This window comes from Pseudomonas sp. GR 6-02 (assembly GCF_001655615.1).
Classification (GTDB): Bacteria; Pseudomonadota; Gammaproteobacteria; order Pseudomonadales; family Pseudomonadaceae; genus Aquipseudomonas.
In genome coordinates this window covers 322,805-344,324 of the sequence record NZ_CP011567.1, presented here as the reverse complement: position 1 = coordinate 344,324, position 21,520 = coordinate 322,805, and the positions used below count along the sequence as shown (strand labels likewise).

Here is a 21,520-nt window from a genome sequence, read left to right as displayed (position 1 = left end):
CGTTTGCTCCATGAAAAAAGCGCCTTTGAAGGCGCTTTTTTCATGGAGCAAACAAAGCTTCTTTTTACTGGACGGTCGGAGTCTCGCCAGCCGCCTGCATGCGTTGCAGCTCTTGTGCGTACAGCGCGTCGAAGTTCACCGGGGCCAGCATCAGGGCCGGGAACGAACCGCGGGTCACCAGGCTGTCCAGGGTTTCGCGAGCGTACGGGAACAGGATGTTCGGGCAGAACGCGCCCAGGGTGTGGCTCATCGAAGCCGCGTCCAGGTTCTTGATCAGGAAGATCCCGGCTTGTTGCACTTCAGCGATGAACGCCACTTCTTCACCGTTTTTCACGGTGACCGACAGGGTCAGCACGACTTCGTGGAAGTCGCCTTCCAGCGCCTTCTGACGGGTGTTCAGATCCAGACCGACGCTCGGCTCCCACTGCTGGCGGAAGATTGCCGGGCTTTTCGGGGCTTCGAAGGACAAGTCACGTACGTAGATGCGCTGCAAGGAGAATTGCGGTGCGTTTTCTTCTTCGCTAGCTGCAGTGTTCTGTTGGTCAGTCATCTCAGATCCTTTCTGATCTCGGGTCTTATAGGGTTAGCTATTTCTAAGTAACGCAGTCAGGCCTTGAGCATGGCGTCGAGCTTGCCGGCGCGCTCCAGGGCAAACAAATCATCACAGCCGCCAACGTGGGTGTTGCCGATCCAGATCTGCGGCACGGACGTTCGCCCGGCCTTCTGAGCCATCGCGGCACGCACCTGCGGCTTGCCATCGACCTTGATCTCTTCGAAGGCCACGCCTTTGTTCTCGAGCAGGTACTTGGCTCGCGAGCAATAAGGGCAGTAATCGCTGGAATAGACGACGACGTTGTTCATATCACTTCACCAGCGGCAGATTATCGGCTTTCCAGCTGGAAATACCGCCAGACAGCTTGGCAGCGGTGAAACCGGCTTTCACCAGTTCACGGGCATGAGTACCGGCGGTCTGGCCCATGGCGTCGACCAGGATAATGGTCTTGGCCTTGTGCTTTTCCAGTTCGCCGACGCGAGTGGCCAGTTTGTCCTGAGGAATATTCAACGCGCCAACGATGTGACCGGCGGCGAAATCCTTGGTCGGACGAATGTCGACCACCACGCCTGCGTCCTTGTTGACCAGCCCGGTCAGTTCACCGGTGCTCAGGCTGCGGCCACCGCCTTGCATCTGATAGGCCAATAGCAGGGCCGCCAGTACAACGAAGATACCCACGAGAATGTAGTGGTTGGTGGCGAATTGAATCAGGTGATCAACCATCGAAGGAGGTTCCAGGGCGTTAAAATGTCGGCCAGTATACACAGCCACTATGGTGGGCCAAACCCCGTCCGGCGGTGACGTGGCCGGAACTTCGCTTTAAACTGCCACTCCCTTTTCCATCGCCCTCTTTTAATTCAGCCACGAGTGGAATCCATGACTACCACGCCTAAACCTTTGGTCCTGATTATTCTCGACGGCTTCGGTCACAGTGAGAGCCCTGAATCCAACGCCATCTATGCGGCGAAGAAGCCCGTACTGGACCGTCTGTGGGCCACCGTGCCGAACGGCCTGATCTCGGGCAGCGGCATGGACGTCGGCTTGCCGGACGGCCAGATGGGCAACTCCGAAGTCGGCCACATGAACCTCGGCGCCGGCCGGGTGGTGTATCAGGACTTCACTCGCGTGACCAAAGCGATCCGCGACGGCGAGTTCTTCGAGAACCCGACCATCTGCGCCGCGGTGGATAAAGCCGTCGCTGCCGGCAAAGCCGTGCACTTCATGGGTCTGCTGTCCGATGGCGGCGTTCACAGCCACCAGGACCACCTGATCGCCATGGCTGAGCTGGCCTTCAAGCGCGGCGCCGAAAAAATCTACCTGCACGCCTTCCTCGACGGCCGCGACACGCCGCCGAAAAGCGCCCAGTCGTCGATCGAATTGCTGGATGCAACCTTCGAAGCCCTCGGCAAAGGCCGGATCGCCAGCATCATTGGCCGTTATTACGCCATGGACCGTGACAACCGTTGGGATCGCGTGTCCCAGGCCTACAACCTGATCGTCGATGGCGCCAGCGAATTCAATGCCGCCACCGCCCAGGAAGGCCTGCAGGCCGCGTACGAACGTGGCGAGAGCGACGAATTCGTCAAAGCCACCAGCATCGGTGAGCCGGTGAAGGTCGAAGATGGCGACGCCGTGGTCTTCATGAACTTCCGCGCCGACCGTGCCCGCGAACTGACCCGCGTGTTCGTCGAAGACGATTTCAAGGAATTCGAACGTGCTCGCCAGCCAAAACTGGCCGGTTTCGTCATGCTGACCCAATACGCCGCCAGCATCCCCGCGCCGTCGGCTTTCGCTGCGGGTAGCCTGGAAAACGTACTGGGCGATTACCTGGCGAAAAACGGCAAGACACAGCTGCGCATCGCCGAAACCGAGAAGTATGCCCACGTGACCTTCTTCTTCTCCGGCGGTCGCGAAGAACCGTTCCCGGGCGAAGAACGCATCCTGATCCCGTCGCCGAAAGTCGCCACCTATGACTTGCAGCCCGAGATGAGTGCCCCGGAAGTCACCGACCGCATCGTCGATGCCATTGAAAACCAGCGTTTCGACGTGATCGTGGTCAACTACGCCAACGGCGACATGGTCGGCCACAGCGGTGTATTCGAGGCGGCGGTGAAAGCTGTGGAATGCCTGGACACCTGCGTCGGCCGTATCGTCACGGCGCTGGAAAAAGTCGGCGGCGAAGCCCTGATTACCGCCGACCATGGCAATGTCGAGCAAATGTCCGACGCCTCCACCGGCCAGGCCCACACCGCCCACACCACCGAGCCGGTGCCGTTCATCTATGTCGGCAAGCGTGACTTGAAGGTTCGCGAAGGCGGCGTGCTGGCCGACGTGGCGCCGACCATGCTGAAGTTGCTGGGGCTTGAGAAGCCTGTGGAAATGACCGGGACTTCGATTCTGGTGTAATCCGCTTCTTCAAAAACACCGCCAAACCCTGTGGGAGCGGGCTTGCCCGCGATAGCGATCTGACAGCCAACCGCTATGTTGAATGTCAGGACGTCATCGCGGGCAAGCCCGCTCCCACATTGGTTTTCAGTGTTTTTCACTCCAGTTATCACACAGTCCCAATTGGGCGTTTTTTTTGCAGCGTGGGGCGGGCATACTAGGCCGTCCCTTTCCCTGGTGTCGCCCGCCTCTATGCTTCGCGTCCTGATAGCCCTCGCTCTGACATGCCTGCTCCAACCGGCCTTTGCCGACGAGCGCACGCAAACCCAACAACAGTTGGACGCCACGCGTCAGGACATTGCCGAACTGAAAAAGCTGCTGGGCAAGCTGCAGGAAGAAAAATCCGGGGTGCAGAAAGACCTCAAAGGCACCGAAACCGAGATGGGCAAGCTCGAGAAGCAGGTCGATGCGCTGCAAAAAGAGCTGAAGAAAAGCGAATCCGAGCTCCAGCGACTCGATGCCGAGAAAAAAAAACTCCAGAGCGCGCGCATTGACCAGCAACGACTGATCGCCATCCAGGCCCGCGCGGCCTATCAGAATGGCCGCCAGGAGTACCTGAAACTGCTGCTCAACCAGCAGAACCCGGAAAAATTCGCCCGCACCCTCACCTATTACGACTACCTGAGCCAGGCCCGCCTGGAGCAGCTGAAGAATTTCAACGAAACCCTGCGCCAACTGGCCAATGTCGAAAAAGACATCTCGATGCAGCAAGCGCAATTGCTGGTGCAGAAAAGCAGCCTCGACAGCCAGCGCGACGAACTCGACAAGGTCCGCAAGGAGCGCCAGCAAGTCCTGGCCAAGCTCAACGACGACGTGAAAGCTCGAGACCAGAAACTGGCCGCCCGCGAGCAGGATCAGGCAGACCTGTCTAAAGTCCTTAAAACCATTGAAGAAACCCTGGCCCGCCAGGCCCGTGAGGCAGAAGAAGCGCGGCAAAAAGCGCTGATCGCCCAGCAGGAAGCCGAAAAAAAGCGGTTACGTGAGGCTCAGGCAGCAGCAGACGCCACCGATGCCCCACGCAAACCCGTCAAATCGACGCCCGGCGCCCTGGTTTCAAGTTCAGGCGAGACCTTTGGCGGCCCCTTTGCTTCCACCCGCGGCAAACTTCCATGGCCGGTTGATGGTCGACTGCTGGCGCGCTTCGGTGAAACCCGTGGCGACGATGCCCGAACCAAATGGGACGGCGTGATGATCAGCGCCTCCGCCGGCAGCCAGGTGCATGCCGTGCACGGCGGTCGCGTGGTGTTTGCCGACTGGCTGCGTGGGGCCGGGCTGCTGGTGATTCTCGACCACGGCAACGGTTTTTTGAGTCTTTACGGTCACAACCAGACGCTGCTCAAGTCTGCGGGTGACGTGGTAAAAGCCGGTGAATCCATCTCCACTGTCGGTAACAGTGGCGGGCAGGACACACCAGCACTGTATTTCGCTATTCGTCAGCAGGGTCACCCGAGTGATCCGGCGCAATGGTGCCGCGCGCAAGGATAGGCGTTGAGTCACCTACATTAGGAGTTCGTTCGACATGCTGCATTTGTCCCGCCTTACCTCGCTGGCCCTGACGATCGCCCTGGTGATCGGCGCGCCTCTGGCGTTTGCCGCTCAACCGGCCCCGGCGGTCGCGCCTGCCGGCACTGCTGCGACCACCAAGGCGCCATTGCCGCTGGACGAGTTGCGCACCTTTGCCGAAGTCATGGACCGGATCAAGGCAGCCTATGTAGAACCGGTTGACGACAAGACCCTGCTGGAAAACGCCATCAAAGGCATGCTCAGCAACCTCGACCCGCACTCCGCCTACCTGGGCCCGGAAGACTTCACTGAATTGCAGGAAAGCACCAGCGGCGAATTCGGCGGCCTGGGCATCGAAGTCGGCGCGGAAGACGGTTTCATCAAAGTGGTTTCGCCTATCGATGACACCCCGGCCTCCAAGGCTGGCATCCAGGCCGGCGACTTCATCGTCAAGATCAACGGCCAGCCGACTCGCGGCCAAAGCATGACCGAAGCCGTGGACAAGATGCGCGGCAAGATCGGCCAGAAGATCACCCTGACCCTGGTCCGCGACGGCGGCACTCCGTTCGACGTGACCCTGGTCCGCGCCACCATCCAGGTGAAAAGCGTCAAGAGCCAGCTGCTGGAATCCGGCTACGGCTACATCCGCATCACCCAGTTCCAGGTCAAGACCGGCGAAGAGGTCTCCAAGGCCTTGGCCAAGCTGCGCAAGGACAACGGCAAGAAACTCAGCGGCATCGTCCTCGACCTGCGTAACAACCCGGGCGGCGTGCTGCAATCGGCGGTGGAAGTGGTCGACCACTTCATCACCAAGGGCCTGATCGTCTACACCAAGGGCCGCATCGCCAACTCTGAACTGCGCTTCTCCGCCACCGGCAAGGACGAAAGCGAAGCCGTGCCAATGGTCGTGCTGATCAACGGCGGCAGCGCCTCGGCCTCGGAAATTGTCGCCGGCGCCCTGCAGGATCAGAAACGTGCGGTGGTCATGGGCACCACCAGTTTCGGCAAAGGCTCGGTCCAGACCGTGTTGCCGCTGAACAACGATCGCGCACTGAAAATCACCACGGCGCTGTATTACACGCCGAACGGCCGCTCGATTCAGGCTCAGGGCATCGTCCCGGACATCGAAGTGCGCAAGGCCAAGATCACCAACGAGCAGGACGGCGATTACTTCAAGGAAGCCGATCTGCAAGGTCACTTGGGCAATGGCAACGGCGGCGCCGACAAACCGAGCGGTTCGGGCGGCAAAGCCAAGGCCATGCCGCAGGATGACGATTACCAATTGGCCCAGGCCCTGAGCCTGCTCAAAGGGCTGAGCATCACCCGCGGCCACTGAGATGCGCCTGCGGTTACTACTCGGTCTGCTGTGCAGTCTGGCGGGAGTTGCTCACGCAGCACCTGCCACGACAGCGACCACACCTCACAAGGCTTATCTGAGCCTGATCATCGATGACCTGGGGCAGAACCTGCCCCGGGATCGCCGCGTGCTGGCCCTGCCAGGCCCGGTCACCACGGCAATCATGCCCGATACACCCCACGCCACCGAATTCGCCCGCGAAGCCCATCGCGCCGGCAAGACTGTCATTCTGCATATGCCCATGGACCCGGCCACCGGACCATTCGCCTGGCATCCCGAGTTGCCCATCGAAGAACTTGAAAAGCGCCTGAACGCCGCGTTCAACATGGTGCCCTATACCGCCGGCATCAATAACCACATGGGTAGCCGCATGACCGCTCAGCAACCGGCCATGGCCTGGCTGATGGCGGACTTGCAGCGTCGGCACAAATTCTTCGTCGACAGCCGCACCAGTGCGCAAACCGTGGCCGCCGCCGAGGCGCAGAAGATTGGCTTGGCAAGTGTTTCGCGGGACGTGTTTCTGGATGACGAGCCCACCGAAACGGCGATCTTCACGCAGCTACAGACGGCGATCAGCCTGGCGCGCAAGCAGGGTTCGGCGGTGATGATCGGGCATCCGTATCCGCAGACTCTGGCGGTGCTGGAGCGTGAGTTGCCCAAGCTCAAGGCACAGGGAATTGACTGGATCGACATCAAATTGATGATCAGCGTGCGCGGCAATCGTGCGACGGCTGCTCATGGCAAGGATGGCGTCTACCGCTGACTTGCCGCACCTCCCACAGTGTTTTGCGTAAGCTACGAGGTTCGGTGTTGGGATTTAGAGATACCGCGCCATGATGTCGTCCACCACACCTTCCTTGCGCAACTGATCCAGCGCGGCTTGCAGCTTGGCGACAGTCTCATCCGGCACGTCCTTGTTCAGCGCCAGGTACAGCTCGGCGCTGTTGAAGCGCAGTACGGTCTTGAGCCCGGTTACCCCGTCCAGCCGCGCCAGGTAACGTCCCGCCGGATCACCCGTAGCCCACAGATCGATCTGACCGTTAGCCAGCTTCTTCGCATTGTCCTGGTCGCGCAGCACCACAATCGGCTTCAGCCCTTGCTTGGCCAAAGTCTCGGCAATCGCATCGCCTTTGTAGGCACCAATTTTGTATTTACGCGCCTCATCCAGCGATTCCAGGGTGATCTTGCTATCAGCCTTGGCCAGCATGATCCAGTCGTCCGGGCCTATAGGGCCGACCCACTTGAAGAGATTCTCGCGGTCCGGCAGCCGCGCCATTACGAACACGCCATAACCGGGCTTTTCCAGAGCGAGTTTGTAGATTCGCTCCCAAGGGAAACGCAGCGTCAGGCTGTAGGGGATGTCAGCGCGCTTGAACATCTCGCGGACGATGTCCACGGCGATGCCATTGATGTTCTCGTCCTGGGCGAAGTTCTTGCCGTTCTTCGCCATGTTGTACGGGGGGAAGTTTTCCGTCAGCAATATCAGGCCGGTGTCGGGACCTTCTTCGGCGCGAGCCCCGTTGATGAGCAACAGAGAAGCGCTGGCGAGGACAAGAAGAAGACGTTTAAGCATGTCGGGCTACCGAAATCCATGGCGTGCCCAAGAGTGCCTTGAGCCCGCCATGCTGTCTACTGGCCTTTTGATAACGGCCTTATATGCATCATTAAAATAATGGGTATAACAGTCACTGTGGTAGATAGTTACCACCCTCCATCCAGCCTCACCTGATTAATTGCAAATACCCGGCCACAGGCCGTTTCTTCAATTAATCAGAGGCACCCTTCAATGAATTCGATCCCCATACTTCTTGCCAGTGCATTGTGCTCACTGTGTACACCCAGCTTTGCGAACAACAGCGATTATGGCGAAGGCCTGCAGAACCTGACCCCTTCCAAAATCCTTGAAAATACCGACGGCTCCCGCGACCACTGGCAAGGTATCGGGCGCCTGGCGATCAATCACGGGAGCTGTACCGCGGCCCTTCTGGATACACGCGATGAAATAGAGTTGCCGGAAACGCCCGCTTACGTACTTACTGCGGGACACTGCATTGAATTGACCAATGGCAACATCGTGACCGACAGCCCGGTCAGCGGCACCATCACATTCAATTATTTCACCGACACCTCCAAGTTCAAGGCCTATCCGCTGAAGACGACGATATGGCGGAGCATGCAAGGCGTTGATATGGCCATAGTTGAATTGGATGTCAGCCTTCAAAAGCTCATTGCGGATGGCATACAACCGTTGAAACTGGCGAGTGAGACACCAACGAATGGCACCGATGTCTTGATCGTGGGGGCGCCAACAGGTTTCGACCAAATCACATTGCGCATGGCGGCTTGTACTTTGCAGCCCACCCAGGACCTTGTTGAAGGTCCATGGGTGTGGCGGAACACCTTTATGACTCGCTGCAAGGACATTCGAGGCGGCAGCTCCGGAAGCCCCGTGCTGGATCGCTATTCAAACGAGATCGTAGGGGTAGTGGGAACAGGAAATTTCGAGGTTGATGTTGTCCCATGCCGCGATCATGCGCCCTGCACGCGCGTTGGAAATGACTATGTGGCGGTACACGAAAATGTGTATGGCAACCCCACGGCGCTTCTCAATGGGTGTTTCTCACAAGGCCGTATCGCTCCAAATCCGCCATCGTCCTGCCAACTCTACCCGGCTTTTACCGTTGACGATGGCGCAGCCGAGCTGGACAGATACAAGAGAGTTAAACAGCTCAATAATGGTTCCATAATCATCCCGACCTGGAACTATCGATTTTCGATCAGTACTCCCTTCTACCGTCATAAAACCGTTTCCTCCGCAATGAAATGCGAGGAAACCGAAAATTACAGCGATCCAATAAGCTCAACAGATGCACAAATCAATTCTGAGATAGGTACGAAACCTGGATTCTATTTTCTATGCATTTTAGGTCTGGAATCAGCTGAACAGCACGCCTCAAGAGGCCTCTTGAAAAACGCGTTGTCTTTACCCGTAGAGATATTGGATAACACACCAACCGCGCAGGCCAACTTGTCCTTTGAAAGCAACGTGTTTGTAACACTGGCGAAAGCGGAAGAGCCGTATCGGACCTACTCCATCAAGTTTGGTCCTGTAGAAACAACGGACTGTCATCAACCCGAAAAATACATTGAAGACATGACAATGGACTTCTTTATTCCGAGCGAGAAACTTCCGGGAAAGCTTTGCGTCATTGCCTACGACAAATCGGGACAGGCGTCCGAACCGAGGATCGACTTACTGAGCCCGGTAACTGGAACTCATAAGGCTGCGTCATCCAACGCTCAAGTTGCCCCATAACATCGGCCCGGAGCGTTTTCTCCGGGCCGCGAGCCTTCATCGCATCACGATTCCGCGATGGGCCATGTAGGCCTTGGCTTCCTGAACGGTGTATTCGCCGAAGTGGAAAATACTCGCCGCCAATACCGCACTGGCGTGGCCTTCAAGAATACCGTCGGCCAAATGCTGCAAGTTGCCGACACCACCGGAGGCGATCACCGGAATCCCCAGCGCATCACTGATAGCGCGGGTGACACCCAGATCGAAGCCGTTTTTCATGCCGTCCTGGTCCATGCTGGTCAGCAGGATTTCGCCGGCACCGAGACCTTCCATTTTCTTCGCCCACTCAACGGCGTCGAGGCCGGTTGGCTTGCGACCACCGTGGGTGAAGATTTCCCAGCGCGGGGGTTCGCCCGGACCGGAAACTTTCTTGGCGTCGATCGCGACGACAATGCACTGCGAGCCGAAATGCTGCGCCGCTTCGCCGACGAATTCCGGGTTGAACACTGCAGCGGTGTTGATCGAGACCTTGTCCGCACCGGCGTTCAGCAGATTGCGAATGTCCTGCACGGTACGCACGCCGCCGCCCACGGTCAGCGGGATGAACACCTGGCTGGCCATGCGCTCGACGGTGTGCAGCGTGGTGTCGCGGCCGTCGACGCTGGCAGTGATGTCGAGAAAGGTAATCTCGTCGGCACCCTGCTCGTCGTAGCGACGGGCGATTTCCACCGGGTCGCCGGCGTCGCGAATGTTCTCGAACTTGACGCCCTTGACCACCCGGCCGTTATCCACGTCCAGGCAAGGGATGATGCGTTTGGCCAGCGCCATGGTGAGTCCTCAGCCTTTGTACGAATCGCAGAAAGCTTGCGCTTCAGCAACATCGAGGGTGCCTTCGTAGATCGCCCGGCCGGTGATGGCGCCGATGATGCCTGGTGCCTTGGCGTCGAGCAGCGACTTGATGTCACCCAGATTGTGGATACCGCCGGATGCAATGACCGGGATCTTCGTCGCCGCAGCCAGAGCAGCGGTGTAAGAGACGTTGCAGCCCTGCATCATGCCGTCTTTGGCGATGTCGGTATAAACGATCGCGGACACGCCGTCGGCTTCGAATTGCCTGGCCAGGTCGATGACCTGCACGGTGCTGATTTCAGCCCAGCCGTCGGTGGCGACAAAACCGTCTTTGGCATCGAGGCCGACAATCACCTTGCCCGGGAACGCGCGGCAGGCTTCGGCGACGAAGGCCGGATCTTTCACGGCCTTGGTGCCGATGATCACGTAGCTCACACCCGCTTTCACGTAGTGTTCGATGGTTTCCAGGGAACGGATACCGCCGCCGATCTGAATCGGCAGGTTCGGGTAGCGCTTGGCGATGGCGGTGACCACTTCGCCGTTGACCGGCTGGCCTTCGAACGCACCGTTCAGGTCGACCAGATGCAGACGACGGCAACCGCCCTCCACCCACTTGGCAGCCATGCTCACCGGGTCATCGGAGAACACTGTGGAATCTTCCATGCGGCCCTGGCGCAGACGAACACAGGCACCGTCTTTGAGATCGATAGCGGGAATAATCAGCATCTGGCAAACCTTCAAATTCGAGTGTTCAGCTTCGCTCGGAAATCAGTTTTTCTCGAGCGCCCACAGGTCGCTTTCGATGCTTTCGAACCTCTCTTTGAGGTGCGTCTGCACATCGAAAATCGCCCTGTTGTAATAGTGCGGAGCAATTTCGCGGGTAAACAGCTCAAGGATTTCAGCCGCTTCGAACGAACCCAGGTCCAGTTCGAAGCGGTCCTCCATGAAGCGCTTGATCTTGTGATTGGCCTCGCTCTCCTGCTCGGGAGTAAGGGTCAGGATCGGCGGCTTCTTCTTGGCAGCCATTTACCAGCGGCCATCCCACGCGGCGAAGTTCTGCAGCAATTGCAGGCCATGGGTGTGGCTCTTCTCCGGGTGGAACTGCACGGCGAAACGCGAGCCATCGGCCAGCGCGGCGGCGAAATCGACCCCGTAATGACCGCTACCGACCACCTGCCGCGCATTGCCGGCAGCGATGTAGTAGCTGTGCACGAAGTAGAAGCGCGCCAGGTCCGGAATGTTGTGCCACAGCGGGTGAATCACCGTCTGCTTCACTTCGTTCCAGCCCATGTGCGGCACTTTCAAATGTTCGCCGTCTTCGTGCAGATCCTTGCCGAAGAACTTCACCTGGCCTGGAAACAGACCGATGCAGTCGACGCCATCGTTCTCTTCGCTGCTGTCGAGCAAGGCTTGCATGCCCACGCAAATGCCAAGGAACGGACGGTCCTGGCTGACTTCACGCACCAGCGAATCGAAGCCCAGGCGACGGATCTCCGCCATGCAATCGCGAATCGCGCCAACACCGGGGAATACCACCCGGTCGGCTTCGCGAATCACGTCGGCATCGCTGGTGATCAAGACCTTGCCGGCGCCGACATGCTCGAGGGCCTTGGCCACCGAGTGCAGGTTGCCCATGCCGTAATCGATAACCGCGACCGTCTGCATTACAGAACGCCTTTGGTCGAAGGCATTTGCCCGGCCATGCGGTCATCCAGCTCCACGGCCATGCGCAGCGCGCGGCCGAAAGCCTTGAACACGGTCTCGATCTGGTGGTGGGTGTTGTGCCCACGCAGATTGTCGATGTGCAGGGTGACGTTGGCGTGGTTGACAAAGCCCTGGAAAAACTCCTGGAACAGGTCAACGTCGAAGCCGCCGACAGTAGCGCGGGTATACGGAACATGCATCTGCAGGCCAGGACGGCCGGAGAAGTCGATCACCACACGCGACAACGCTTCATCGAGCGGCACGTAGGCGTGGCCGTAGCGACGGATGCCTTTCTTGTCGCCAATGGCTTTGGTGAAGGCCTGACCCAGGGTGATACCGACGTCTTCCACTGTGTGGTGGTCGTCGATATGCAGGTCGCCCTTGCTGACAATATCCAGGTCGATCAGCCCATGACGGGCGATCTGGTCCAGCATGTGCTCAAGAAAAGGCACACCGATATCAAATCGGGCCTTTCCGGTGCCATCCAGGTTGATCGAGGCTTTGATCTGGGTTTCCAGAGTGTCGCGCTCGACAGACGCCATACGTTCGGCCATCACCAGCTCCGCAAAAAATCATTGGGGCGAAAAAGGCAGCCATTATAGGGTCGCGGGCGCTAAACAGAAACACGGGAGGTGATATCACTGACGGAGTGAACCCCGTGCTGTCGGGGATAGACATGTCCGTACAAGCATCTCAGGACCACTGATCGCTCACACGCAGAGCGTATGAGCGATCAGTTACAGGGGTGATGCGTCTACTTAGTGGAAGAGGACAGCCGTTTTCTGCAGGGTCACCCAAACACCCCACGCCAACGGAATCCCTACCACCAGCCACGCAGCCACCGCCAACGGTTTGGTGCCCGCATCCGCTTTCCACTCCAGCACGGTGCTGGCGTCAGCACCCTTGTCGTGGCCCAGCGCCTGTTCGGCGGCCAGTTCGGCGTCGGTCATGAAGTACTTGTCCGCCACCGGACGCACCAGCAGGTTGCAGATGAAACCCAGCACCAGCAGGCCCGCGAGGATGTACAAGGTGATGTCGTACGCCGCGGCACGTTCAACACCGATGCTCAGCTGATATTCACGCAGGTAGTTCACCAACACCGGCCCCAACACACCCGCCGCCGCCCAGGCTGTCAGCAGACGACCGTGGATCGCGCCGACCATTTGCGTACCGAACAAGTCCGCCAGATAGGCAGGAACAGTCGCAAAACCACCGCCGTACATCGACAGGATGATGCAGAACGCCGCCACGAACAGCGCAACGCTGCCCAGGTGACCGAGGTTCGGGATCAGCGCGTACAGGGCGAAACCCAGGGCGAAGAACACAAAATAGGTGTTTTTGCGACCCAGGTAGTCCGAGAACGAAGCCCAGAAAAACCGGCCACCGATGTTGAACAGGCTCAACAGACCGGTGAAACCGGCAGCAATGGCGGCGATCGAGGCCAGTTGCGAAGCGTCCAGTTGACCGAACGTCAGGTCGTTGCCAAGCAATTTACCGGCGAACACTTCCTGCAACAGCGGCGAAGCCATGCCGAGGATGCCGATACCCGCCGACACGTTCAGGCACAGCACCAGCCATACCAGACGGAATTGCGGGGTTTTCCACGCCACATTCACATGCACATGACGGTGCGTGATCATCGCGTTCGAAGCTTTTTTCGCCGGAGCCGTCCAGCCTTCAGGCTTCCAGCCTGTTGGTGGAACGCGGTAGGACAGTGCGCCACCGATCATGAACACGAAGTAGATCGCGGCCATCACCAGGAAGCTCTGCCATACACCGACGCTGGTTGGCGAAGCAAAGTGGCCCATCAGGGCCGCAGCCAGTGGAGCGCCGACCATCGCGCCGCCACCGAACCCCATGATTGCCATGCCGGTCGCCATGCCACGCTTGTCCGGGAACCACTTGATCAGGGTCGAGACCGGTGAGATGTAGCCCAGGCCCAGGCCGATACCGCCAATGACCCCGGAGCCGATCCACATCAGCCAGATCTGGTGGGTATAGACCCCCAGCGCCGAAATCAGCAGACCGCCACACCAGCACAGTGCCGATACAACACCTGCCTTGCGTGGGCCTGCGTGTTCGAGCCAACCGCCCCAGATCGCTGCCGAGCAACCCAGGAAGATGAAGAACAGGGTGTAGATCCAGCCGAGCATCGAGATCGGCCAGTCGCATTGCGACGAAAAGACCTGAGCGATGAAGCTCATGTCCGGCGCACAAGCCACGGCTTTGGTGACGCCCAGGGCCTTGGACAGTGGCAGCCAGAACACCGAAAAGCCGTAGGCCATGCCGATGCAGAGGTGGATGGCCAGAGCGGCCGGTGGTACAAGCCAACGGTTAAAACCGGGCTTGGCGATGATGCGTTCCTTGGACAGGAACGCGGGCCGGTCGGCAAAGCCGTCCGCCGTGATGCTCGTAGTCATGGTGTTTCCCCCAATTATTAGTAGGGTTCGCCAGCCGCTCCTCACCCCCAGCCTTTATGCACGCAGACATGACTGTTTTTAGGTGAAGCTTCATTTTGGTGCGACATCACGTCGCAGAAGGACGGACGAACGGGCAGAGGTTACCATTTGCACGTGACAGAAAAACCAAACTGATATCACGTTTTGTATGTCATCCGATCTCGTACCACTGGATGAACATTGTTTTCACGGGGAATGGCTCCGTTTAACTTCACAGGAATTTCCATGCCGATCATTGTCGAGCTGCTGAACCAGGTCACTTATCAGGATCAGCAAGATCTGCAGAAGATCTACCGCGATGCCCCGAGCTGGCTGTTTGCGCCGTTTACAGGGGATGCTGAGCTGATCGAAAGCTGCTTGCGGGACGGCTCGCTGGTCGCCGGACGCTTCAACGATCGGTTGCTGGGCGCAGCACGTCTGCAACGGCACCATGACACCTGGCATTTGTCCCATTTATGCGTACGAAAAATCACCCGCCGCCGTGGTGTTGCCGAGCGCCTGGTAAGCGAAGCGCAGAAAATGGCGGTGCAATCGGGCGCGACATTGCACCTGCTGGCGCCCGCCGGGCACCTAGAAGCCCAGGCGCTGGCGGCTAAGCTGAAAGTGCCGCTGGATGTGCTCCCGACATGATCGCTGACCGGGCGGCCACTTCGGGGCGCTATACTCCCCGGCTAAATTTCGAATTCGACTAATACAAGGACTCGCCCATGAAAGCGTTCGGCAAAATCCTGGGTCTGGTACTTCTCGGGCTGTTGCTGATCATTGTGGCGCTGGGCTTTGCCCTGACCCACCTCTTCGATCCCAACGACTATAAAGACGAGATTCGCCAGATTGCCCGCGACAAGGCCCACATCGAGCTGACGCTCAATGGCGATATCGGCTGGAGCCTGTTCCCCTGGCTGGGCCTGGAATTACACGAAGCCAGTGTGGCGACCCTGGCCAAGCCCACCGAGCCGTTTGCCGACCTGCAGATGCTCGGTCTGTCGGTCCGCGTGATTCCGCTGCTGCGCCGCGAAGTGCAGATGAGCGATGTGCGCGTCGAAGGCCTGAACCTGCGCCTGAACCGTGACAAGGACGGCCATGGCAACTGGGAAGACATCGGCAAGGTGCCGGCACCTGCGGCTGCGACGACCTCGACCACAACGCCCGCCACCACCGGCGAACCCGCACCAACGACCACCGCCCAGGCCGAAAAACCGGCTCAGCCGGTCCGCCTGGACATCGACAGCCTGACCGTCAACAACGCCCGCGTTGAGTACAGCGACGAAAAAACCGGCAAGCAGTTCAGCGCCGAAAGCATCCAGCTGAGTACTGGCCCGGTCCATGACTCGACCAACATCCCGGTCAAACTCACGGCGTTCCTGGGCACCAACCAACCAGTTCTGCGGGTGCGGACCGAGCTGGCTGGCGAGCTGCGCTTCGAGCGGGCGCTGCAACGCTACAAGTTCGAAGACATGAAACTCTCCGGCGAAGTCGCTGGCGATCCGCTGCAAGGCAAGACCATGACCTTCGCCGCTCAAGGTCAGTTGCTGCTGGACAAAGCCGCCAACGTCGCCGAATGGACTGGCATCAAGATCTCCGCCAACCAGTTGCGCGCCTTGGGTGAACTGAAAGCCAACGACCTCGACAAGACCCCGCAAATCAGCGGCGGCCTGTCGATTGCCCAATTCGACCTGGCGAAATTCGTCGACAGCATCGGCCAGAAACTCCCGGCAATGGCCGAAGGTAGCCTGAGCAAAGTTGAACTGGTCAGCCAGGTTGCCGGCACGCCAACCAGCCTGTCGCTCGATAACATCAACCTGAAACTTGACGACAGCAACTTCAGCGGCCGCATCGCCATCGAAGACTTCGCCAAGCAATCGCTGCGGGCAACCCTCAAGGCTGACACCTTCAACGTCGACCGTTACCTGCCGCCGAAATCCGCCGAAGCCAACAGCGCAACTCAGGTACGCAAGGCCGAAGTGGCCAGCACCGAAGCCGATGCCCTGGCCGGCCCTGGCAGCACACCGCTGCCGCCATCACCGACCAAAGGCCCGTGGAGCAGCGACCGCTTGTTCCCGGTGGAGCGCCTGAGCAAACTCGACGTGGACGCCGACCTGACCTTCGGCCAACTGACCCTCGACAAACTGCCGATCCAGAACGCGGTGCTCAAGGCCAACGGCCAGGGCGGCCTGCTGACCCTGGAGAACCTGCGCGGCGATCTGTACGACGGTAACTTCGAAGCCAAGGGCACCCTGGATGTGCGCCAGCAAGTGCCAGCGCTGAACATACAGACGCGCATCAACAACGTGCCGGTGGAGAAAATCCTCGAGGGCCAGGGGAAAAATCCACCGGTCAAAGGCCAGGTCACGCTCAACAGCACCCTGACCGGCAGTGGCAATAGCGAGAGCGCGCTGATCGACAGTCTCAACGGCAACGCCAGCTTCGTCATCAACAACGGCATGCTGCTCAATGCCAACCTTGAGCAACAACTGTGCAAAGGCATCGCCACCCTGAATCGCAAAACCCTCAGTGGCGAACCACGGGGCAAGGACACGCCCTTCGAGGAGCTCAAGGGCAACCTGACTTTGCGCAACGGCGTGGCCAATAACCCGGACCTGAAAGTGCGCGTCCCAGGCATGACCGTGAACGGTAACGGCGACATCGACCTGCGGGTGCTGGGCATGGATTACCGCCTGGGCATCATCGTCGAAGGCGACAAGAGCGACATGCCGGACCCGGCTTGTCAGGTCGGCGAGAAATTCGTCGGCATCGAATGGCCGCTGCGCTGCCGTGGCCCGCTGGAGCTGGGCGCCAAGGCTTGCCGCCTCGACAGCGAACGCATGAGCCAGGTCGCCAGCAAACTGGCCGGCGAGCACATCAGCGAAAAAATCGACGAGAAGCTTGGCGATAAAGTCAGCCCGGAACTGAAAAACGCGCTCAAGGGGCTGTTCAAGCGATGAGAGCCGAGCAGTTTTCAACGGCCGTGCTGGATTGGTACGACCGCCATGGCCGCCACGATTTGCCTTGGCAACAGGGCATCACCCCTTATCGGGTGTGGGTCTCGGAAATCATGTTGCAGCAGACCCAGGTCAGCACGGTGCTGAACTACTTCGACCGGTTCATGGCCTCGCTGCCAACCGTCGAAGCCTTGGCCGCAGCACCGGAAGACGAGGTACTGCACCTGTGGACCGGCCTCGGTTACTACACTCGCGCGCGCAACCTGCAAAAGACCGCGAAGATTGTGGTCGCCGAATATGGCGGCGAGTTTCCCCGTGATGTGGAAAAACTCACCGAGCTGCCGGGTATCGGCCTGTCCACCGCCGGGGCGATTGCCAGCCTGAGCATGGGTATCCGCGCGCCGATCCTCGACGGCAACGTCAAACGGGTGCTGGCGCGCTTTACTGCGCAAGAGGGTTATCCGGGCGAGCCGAAGGTCGCCAAACAGCTGTGGGCGAACGCTGAGCGCTTCACGCCGCATGATCGGGTCAACGCCTACACCCAGGCGATGATGGATCTGGGCGCCACGCTCTGCACCCGCAGCAAGCCGAGCTGCCTGCTCTGCCCACTGAAAAAGGGCTGCGAAGCACACATGCTCGGCCTGGAAACCCGCTACCCGATCCCCAAGCCACGCAAAGCGGTGCCACAGAAGCGCACGCTGATGCCGATGCTCGCCAACGGCGACGGCGCGATTCTGCTTTACCGACGCCCTTCCACGGGCCTGTGGGGCGGTCTCTGGAGCCTGCCGGAACTCGATGACCTCGACGACCTGCAACATCTGGCTTCGCAGCACTCGCTGGAACTGGGCAGCCAGCAGGCACTGCCGAACCTGGTGCACACCTTCAGTCACTTTCAATTATCCATCGAACCCTGGCTGGTGCAGGTCCAGGAGGCCGGCCATCACGTGGCCGAGGCCGACTGGCTCTGGTATAACCTCGCCACCCCGCCGCGCCTGGGCCTTGCCGCCCCGGTCAAAACCTTGCTCGAGCGCGCGGCCGCCGTATTGAACGCAGGAGAGTCGTCATGACCCGCACCATCATGTGCCGCAAGTACAAAGAAGAACTGCCCGCCCTGGAGCGCGCTCCATTCCCGGGTGCAAAAGGTCAGGACATTTTTGACCACGTCTCGGCCAAGGCCTGGGCCGACTGGCAGAAACACCAGACCCTGCTGATCAACGAAAAACGCCTGAACATGATGAACGCCGAAGACCGCAAATACCTTCAGGGTGAGATGGACAAATACTTTTCCGGCGAGGAATACGCCAAGGCTGAAGGCTACGTTCCACCTGCTCAATAATTGATCAAAATCCGGGGTCGGCACGTAAGCGACGGTAATAATTAAATATTTTTTGAAAACTTGCTTGACGACCCCCTGAAAAACCCGTTTAATGCGCCCCGTTGCCCAGATAGCTCAGTCGGTAGAGCAGGGGATTGAAAATCCCCGTGTCGGCGGTTCGATTCCGTCTCTGGGCACCAAATACCGAAAACCCTGAATCGCAAGATTCAGGGTTTTTTTATGCCTGCGATTTAATCGGACATCACGCAAGCCACCTCTCCTGACTAGTTTTGACCGCCCCAGTGGAAAACCAGATTGCGAGCGGCACCACTGCCCACATCCGCCGTATCACGCCGCACCTCACCTTTATGCGTGGCGATAACGGTGTACTTGCCGGCAGGCAGCTGAACGTAAACCAACGGCCCAGCCTCACTCAGTGTCAGCACGGTCTGCCCTGCGGCTTTCTGAATAACCAGATCCACATCGGGAACGTATTCGTCCTGAGGCCCGGTGGAGAATGTCATGTGCAGGTTGTAGCCCTTGGTTTGCTGAATGGCTTTAGCCTCGTCCTCTCCAATCCCCCCGGACAGGTAGGTAATCCCGTTTTGTTGTTGCTGCTGGACTTGCACGGCCGAGCTGTCAATTGGCTCAAGGCTGGCGGCGTTAAGCGCGATTGGCAACAGCAGTACGCCGACAGCGGCGATGGGCAGCATGAATGAATGGACGTACTTCATGATGGCGACTCCCGGGTTACGTAGAACCCACTCGTTACTCCTTTTAGATTTATCGCCGAATACTCAAGTTTTAGATCGATTCGGAATTGGGTTCACTGCGAATCGGACTACACGATTTGCTCCTCAAGTACGAGCTGTAGTCGGTGGTGTCCTGCAAGACGAATCCGGTAATTCCTTCCGACTTATCAGCAGCGCCCGGCATCGTCGACTATCGCTCTCCTGCCATCCTCTTGCGTCTGTTTCCAGCTGCGGAAGATGTCATGAGCCACCTCGAACCCGATAACACTCAAGATCCAAAAATGGCTTCACTGCTCGGCAGTCTGGGCGAGCTGATCCGTGAAGCGCGCCAAAAGGTGCTGCGCGCGGTCGATACCGTTCAGGTGCAAACCTGTTGGCAGATCGGCCGGCATATCGTGGAGTTCGAGCAGGAGGGGGCTCGGAGGGCGGCTTATGGCAAGCAGCTGCTGTCGACACTGGCGCATACACTGACAGCGGAGTTTGGGAAAGGCTTCGACGCCTCTAATCTCCGTTACATGCGCCAGTTCTATCAAGCATTCCCGATTCGTGACGCGCTGCGTCACGAATTGAGCTGGACCCACTACCGCAGGCTGCTGCGAGTCGACAACGACAACGCTCGCCACTGGTACATGAACGAATCAGCGCTCCAGAACTGGTCAAGTCGCGCCCTCGAGCGTCAGATCAACACCCTCTACTACGAGCGCCTGCTGGCGAGTCGCGACCGGTCTCCCGTCAAACAGGAAGCCGCCATCAACATCCAGCAAATGAACGCCAGCCCTCGGGATTTCATCCGGGATCCGGTGCTGCTCGAGTTTCTCGGCCTGCCCAATGCAGGCCGGGTTCAGGAAAGCGATCTTGAGCAAGCACTGATCGATCAACTCCAGGGTTTTCTGCTCGAACTGGGCAAAGGCTTCGCCTTCATCGCTCGCCAGCAACGTATCAGTACCGACAGCAGAGACTTCTACATCGACCTGGTGTTCTACAACTACCTGCTCAAGTGCTTCGTCATCTTCGACCTCAAGCGCGGCGTACTGACTCACCAGGATGTCGGCCAGATGGACATGTATGTACGCATGTACGACGACCTCAAGCGCGGACCGGAGGACGGCCCCACCGTCGGCCTCATTCTCTGCGCGCAAAAAGATGAATCGGTGGTGCGCTATTCAGTGCTGCAAGGCAACGAACAACTGTTCGCAAGTACCTACAGACTGGTGCTGCCGAGTGAGGAGGAACTTCGCACAGAACTGGATCGGGAATGGGCGGTGCTTGAGGAGCGGTTACTCAAGCGCCCCCGATAAGCGCGGGCAGATTGTTCATAAACGGCATGACGACTATGGTGAGTAACTGGTCGCAAAGGTTCAAAGCCAATGAACTTACAGGACATACCCTCACTGGCCCCGACGCAACTCGAGTTGCCGTTGCCCACCCGCACACCTGGCGAATCCTTCAGGGAGCCCGCCGCCGATGGCTTCCTCCTTGGCGGCTTCACCTGGCGACACCCCCATCAAGACCCAACTCGCCCGGTGGTTATCGTCAACGCTGCCACCTCTGTCCGTTGCCGACACTATTCGCGCTTCGCCGATTACCTGTTCGCCAACGGCTTTGACGTGATCACTTATGACTACCGTGGCATCGGCGAGTCGCGTCCCGCATCGTTGAAAGGGCTCGAGGCCTCATGGTCCGACTGGGGCGCGCTGGATTTCGAGGCGATGCTGCAAAGAGCGCAACGCGAGTTTGCAGGACAACCCATCAATGTCGTCGGCCACAGCTTCGGCGGCTGTGCTGCGGGGCTGGGGGCCTCCGGGCATTTGATCCGACGCCTGGTGACAGTGGGCGCGCAGTTCGCTTACTGGCGCGACTACGCCCCCGCTCATCGCTGGCGGATGTTCGCCAAGTGGCACGTGGTGATGCCGTTGATGACGATGCTTTGCGGCTACTTCCCCGGCAAACGCCTGGGTTGGCTCGAAGACACCCCCGCCGGCGTGGTTCGCGACTGGAGCACGCCCAGCAACCGATATGAGAAACGCCCCAGCGGTCGCCTCATCCACGCCAGAACCGGTCGACTGCCCTTCGCCAACGTCAGCGCACAAACCCTGGCCATCAGCCTCAGCGACGACCCCTACGGCACGATTCCAGCCATAGAACGCCTGCTTGGCTACCTCACCGGCAGTACAAATACCCACCTGAGAATCACACCTGAGGACATCGGCGAAGAAGAAGTCGGACATTTCGCCTTTTTTCGCAGCGCATACCAAGCCACACTATGGCCCATTGCATTGTCCTGGCTGCAGACCGGCGAGCTGGCCCCCGATACACCCGGGCGGCGAGTGCCACGCAACTGATTGATGC

Annotated in this window: 22 protein-coding genes and 1 tRNA gene; 12 read left to right on the top strand and 11 right to left on the bottom strand. The window is 59.1% G+C overall.

Translation table 11 applies throughout. From position 1 onward, the window contains the following. Positions 1 to 64: 64 nt before the first annotated feature. The 3 genes from secB to PGR6_RS01525 are packed head-to-tail and all read right to left on the bottom strand — an operon-like array spanning position 65 to position 1,276. Positions 65 to 550 (bottom strand): protein-export chaperone SecB, encoded by a 486-nt coding sequence (gene secB, locus PGR6_RS01535; RefSeq protein ID WP_007939439.1) that lies wholly within the window; start codon positions 548 to 550, stop codon positions 65 to 67. Between the two features lie 56 nt (positions 551 to 606). After that, positions 607 to 861: a glutaredoxin 3 gene (gene grxC, locus PGR6_RS01530; RefSeq protein WP_018929204.1), complete on the bottom strand. Its 255-nt coding sequence runs from the start codon at positions 859 to 861 to the stop codon at positions 607 to 609. Position 862: 1 nt separating this feature from the next. Continuing rightward, on the bottom strand, positions 863 to 1,276 hold the full coding sequence (locus PGR6_RS01525; protein WP_064615884.1) for a rhodanese-like domain-containing protein: 414 nt from the start codon (positions 1,274 to 1,276) through the stop codon (positions 863 to 865). Positions 1,277 to 1,429: 153 nt separating this feature from the next. On the opposite strand from PGR6_RS01525, the gene gpmI reads away from it, so the two are divergent. The 4 genes from gpmI (at position 1,430) to PGR6_RS01505 (ending at position 6,621) form a co-directional block, all read left to right on the top strand. Next, a complete protein-coding gene (gene gpmI, locus PGR6_RS01520) occupies positions 1,430 to 2,959 on the top strand; it encodes a 2,3-bisphosphoglycerate-independent phosphoglycerate mutase (RefSeq protein WP_018929206.1) in 1,530 nt (509 codons plus the stop codon). A 231-nt stretch (positions 2,960 to 3,190) separates the two neighbouring features. After that, entirely contained in the window at positions 3,191 to 4,483 is a 1,293-nt protein-coding gene (locus tag PGR6_RS01515) for a murein hydrolase activator EnvC family protein (protein WP_018929207.1), read from the top strand. Positions 4,484 to 4,517: 34 nt separating this feature from the next. Then, the gene (locus PGR6_RS01510) at positions 4,518 to 5,837 is read left to right on the top strand and encodes a S41 family peptidase (protein ID WP_018929208.1); all 1,320 of its coding nucleotides are present in this window, start codon (positions 4,518 to 4,520) and stop codon (positions 5,835 to 5,837) included. 1 nt (position 5,838) lies between these two features. Beyond that, entirely contained in the window at positions 5,839 to 6,621 is a 783-nt protein-coding gene (locus PGR6_RS01505) for a divergent polysaccharide deacetylase family protein (protein WP_018929209.1), read from the top strand. Between the two features lie 54 nt (positions 6,622 to 6,675). Here PGR6_RS01505 and PGR6_RS01500 read toward each other — a convergent pair whose 3' ends face one another. Next, complete coding sequence (locus PGR6_RS01500; protein ID WP_064615883.1) at positions 6,676 to 7,431, bottom strand: substrate-binding periplasmic protein; 756 nt, start codon at positions 7,429 to 7,431, stop codon at positions 6,676 to 6,678. Positions 7,432 to 7,644: 213 nt separating this feature from the next. On the opposite strand from PGR6_RS01500, the gene PGR6_RS01495 reads away from it, so the two are divergent. Next, a complete protein-coding gene (locus PGR6_RS01495) occupies positions 7,645 to 9,174 on the top strand; it encodes a trypsin-like serine peptidase (protein WP_064615882.1) in 1,530 nt (509 codons plus the stop codon). A gap of 36 nt (positions 9,175 to 9,210) precedes the next feature. Here PGR6_RS01495 and hisF read toward each other — a convergent pair whose 3' ends face one another. The 6 genes from hisF to PGR6_RS01465 all read right to left on the bottom strand — a co-directional run bounded on the left by hisF (position 9,211) and on the right by PGR6_RS01465 (position 14,126). Continuing rightward, complete coding sequence (gene hisF, locus PGR6_RS01490) at positions 9,211 to 9,981, bottom strand: imidazole glycerol phosphate synthase subunit HisF (protein WP_018929212.1); 771 nt, start codon at positions 9,979 to 9,981, stop codon at positions 9,211 to 9,213. Positions 9,982 to 9,990: 9 nt separating this feature from the next. Next, the gene (hisA, locus tag PGR6_RS01485) at positions 9,991 to 10,728 is read right to left on the bottom strand and encodes a 1-(5-phosphoribosyl)-5-[(5-phosphoribosylamino)methylideneamino]imidazole-4-carboxamide isomerase (protein ID WP_007939449.1); all 738 of its coding nucleotides are present in this window, start codon (positions 10,726 to 10,728) and stop codon (positions 9,991 to 9,993) included. Between the two features lie 42 nt (positions 10,729 to 10,770). Further along, a complete protein-coding gene (locus PGR6_RS01480; RefSeq protein WP_018929213.1) occupies positions 10,771 to 11,028 on the bottom strand; it encodes a DUF2164 domain-containing protein in 258 nt (85 codons plus the stop codon). Then, positions 11,029 to 11,667, bottom strand: a complete 639-nt coding sequence (gene hisH / locus PGR6_RS01475) for an imidazole glycerol phosphate synthase subunit HisH (protein WP_018929214.1) — start codon at positions 11,665 to 11,667, stop codon at positions 11,029 to 11,031. Beyond that, positions 11,667 to 12,260: an imidazoleglycerol-phosphate dehydratase HisB gene (hisB, locus tag PGR6_RS01470; protein WP_007939452.1), complete on the bottom strand. Its 594-nt coding sequence runs from the start codon at positions 12,258 to 12,260 to the stop codon at positions 11,667 to 11,669. The genes hisH and hisB overlap by 1 nt, the downstream gene beginning before the upstream one ends. Positions 12,261 to 12,464: 204 nt before the next feature. After that, positions 12,465 to 14,126, bottom strand: a complete 1,662-nt coding sequence (locus PGR6_RS01465; protein WP_018929215.1) for an OFA family MFS transporter — start codon at positions 14,124 to 14,126, stop codon at positions 12,465 to 12,467. 264 nt (positions 14,127 to 14,390) lie between these two features. Between PGR6_RS01465 and PGR6_RS01460 the strand changes: the two genes are divergently transcribed. The 5 genes from PGR6_RS01460 to PGR6_RS01440 all read left to right on the top strand — a co-directional run bounded on the left by PGR6_RS01460 (position 14,391) and on the right by PGR6_RS01440 (position 18,619). Further along, positions 14,391 to 14,795, top strand: coding sequence for an acetyl-CoA sensor PanZ family protein (locus tag PGR6_RS01460; RefSeq protein WP_018929216.1), 405 nt, complete (start codon positions 14,391 to 14,393; stop codon positions 14,793 to 14,795). 77 nt (positions 14,796 to 14,872) lie between these two features. Continuing rightward, entirely contained in the window at positions 14,873 to 17,107 is a 2,235-nt protein-coding gene (locus tag PGR6_RS01455) for an AsmA family protein (protein WP_064615881.1), read from the top strand. Beyond that, positions 17,104 to 18,171, top strand: a complete 1,068-nt coding sequence (mutY, locus tag PGR6_RS01450) for an A/G-specific adenine glycosylase (protein ID WP_064615880.1) — start codon at positions 17,104 to 17,106, stop codon at positions 18,169 to 18,171. Before PGR6_RS01455 ends, mutY begins: the two co-directional genes overlap by 4 nt. Continuing rightward, a complete protein-coding gene (locus PGR6_RS01445) occupies positions 18,168 to 18,440 on the top strand; it encodes an oxidative damage protection protein (protein WP_018929219.1) in 273 nt (90 codons plus the stop codon). Before mutY ends, PGR6_RS01445 begins: the two co-directional genes overlap by 4 nt. Positions 18,441 to 18,543: 103 nt before the next feature. Further along, positions 18,544 to 18,619 (top strand) — tRNA-Phe (locus PGR6_RS01440). An 84-nt stretch (positions 18,620 to 18,703) separates the two neighbouring features. Here PGR6_RS01440 and PGR6_RS01435 read toward each other — a convergent pair. After that, positions 18,704 to 19,153: a hypothetical protein gene (locus PGR6_RS01435; RefSeq protein WP_064615879.1), complete on the bottom strand. Its 450-nt coding sequence runs from the start codon at positions 19,151 to 19,153 to the stop codon at positions 18,704 to 18,706. A gap of 260 nt (positions 19,154 to 19,413) precedes the next feature. Between PGR6_RS01435 and PGR6_RS01430 the strand changes: the two genes are divergently transcribed. Together PGR6_RS01430 and PGR6_RS01425 are read left to right on the top strand one after the other, a co-directional pair. Next, complete coding sequence (locus PGR6_RS01430) at positions 19,414 to 20,469, top strand: PDDEXK nuclease domain-containing protein (RefSeq protein ID WP_064615878.1); 1,056 nt, start codon at positions 19,414 to 19,416, stop codon at positions 20,467 to 20,469. Positions 20,470 to 20,538: 69 nt separating this feature from the next. Continuing rightward, on the top strand, positions 20,539 to 21,513 hold the full coding sequence (locus PGR6_RS01425) for an alpha/beta hydrolase family protein (protein ID WP_064615877.1): 975 nt from the start codon (positions 20,539 to 20,541) through the stop codon (positions 21,511 to 21,513). Positions 21,514 to 21,520 lie beyond the last annotated feature (7 nt).

What these genes read in the sequence shown, in the direction of transcription:
- PGR6_RS01500 (WP_064615883.1), bottom strand. Translation starts at nt 7,431, where the DNA reads ATGCTTAAACGTCTTCTTCTTGTCCTCGCCAGCGCTTCTCTGTTGCTC.
- PGR6_RS01460 (WP_018929216.1), top strand. Translation starts at nt 14,391, where the DNA reads ATGCCGATCATTGTCGAGCTGCTGAACCAGGTCACTTATCAGGATCAG.
- PGR6_RS01480 (WP_018929213.1), bottom strand. Translation starts at nt 11,028, where the DNA reads ATGGCTGCCAAGAAGAAGCCGCCGATCCTGACCCTTACTCCCGAGCAG.
- PGR6_RS01510 (WP_018929208.1), top strand. Translation starts at nt 4,518, where the DNA reads ATGCTGCATTTGTCCCGCCTTACCTCGCTGGCCCTGACGATCGCCCTG.
- PGR6_RS01515 (WP_018929207.1), top strand. Translation starts at nt 3,191, where the DNA reads ATGCTTCGCGTCCTGATAGCCCTCGCTCTGACATGCCTGCTCCAACCG.
- mutY (WP_064615880.1), top strand. Translation starts at nt 17,104, where the DNA reads ATGAGAGCCGAGCAGTTTTCAACGGCCGTGCTGGATTGGTACGACCGC.
- hisA (WP_007939449.1), bottom strand. Translation starts at nt 10,728, where the DNA reads ATGCTGATTATTCCCGCTATCGATCTCAAAGACGGTGCCTGTGTTCGT.
- PGR6_RS01505 (WP_018929209.1), top strand. Translation starts at nt 5,839, where the DNA reads ATGCGCCTGCGGTTACTACTCGGTCTGCTGTGCAGTCTGGCGGGAGTT.
- PGR6_RS01455 (WP_064615881.1), top strand. Translation starts at nt 14,873, where the DNA reads ATGAAAGCGTTCGGCAAAATCCTGGGTCTGGTACTTCTCGGGCTGTTG.
- grxC (WP_018929204.1), bottom strand. Translation starts at nt 861, where the DNA reads ATGAACAACGTCGTCGTCTATTCCAGCGATTACTGCCCTTATTGCTCG.
- PGR6_RS01525 (WP_064615884.1), bottom strand. Translation starts at nt 1,276, where the DNA reads ATGGTTGATCACCTGATTCAATTCGCCACCAACCACTACATTCTCGTG.
- PGR6_RS01425 (WP_064615877.1), top strand. Translation starts at nt 20,539, where the DNA reads ATGAACTTACAGGACATACCCTCACTGGCCCCGACGCAACTCGAGTTG.
- PGR6_RS01430 (WP_064615878.1), top strand. Translation starts at nt 19,414, where the DNA reads ATGAGCCACCTCGAACCCGATAACACTCAAGATCCAAAAATGGCTTCA.
- secB (WP_007939439.1), bottom strand. Translation starts at nt 550, where the DNA reads ATGACTGACCAACAGAACACTGCAGCTAGCGAAGAAGAAAACGCACCG.
- PGR6_RS01465 (WP_018929215.1), bottom strand. Translation starts at nt 14,126, where the DNA reads ATGACTACGAGCATCACGGCGGACGGCTTTGCCGACCGGCCCGCGTTC.
- PGR6_RS01495 (WP_064615882.1), top strand. Translation starts at nt 7,645, where the DNA reads ATGAATTCGATCCCCATACTTCTTGCCAGTGCATTGTGCTCACTGTGT.
- hisH (WP_018929214.1), bottom strand. Translation starts at nt 11,667, where the DNA reads ATGCAGACGGTCGCGGTTATCGATTACGGCATGGGCAACCTGCACTCG.
- hisB (WP_007939452.1), bottom strand. Translation starts at nt 12,260, where the DNA reads ATGGCCGAACGTATGGCGTCTGTCGAGCGCGACACTCTGGAAACCCAG.
- gpmI (WP_018929206.1), top strand. Translation starts at nt 1,430, where the DNA reads ATGACTACCACGCCTAAACCTTTGGTCCTGATTATTCTCGACGGCTTC.
- PGR6_RS01445 (WP_018929219.1), top strand. Translation starts at nt 18,168, where the DNA reads ATGACCCGCACCATCATGTGCCGCAAGTACAAAGAAGAACTGCCCGCC.
- PGR6_RS01435 (WP_064615879.1), bottom strand. Translation starts at nt 19,153, where the DNA reads ATGAAGTACGTCCATTCATTCATGCTGCCCATCGCCGCTGTCGGCGTA.
- hisF (WP_018929212.1), bottom strand. Translation starts at nt 9,981, where the DNA reads ATGGCGCTGGCCAAACGCATCATCCCTTGCCTGGACGTGGATAACGGC.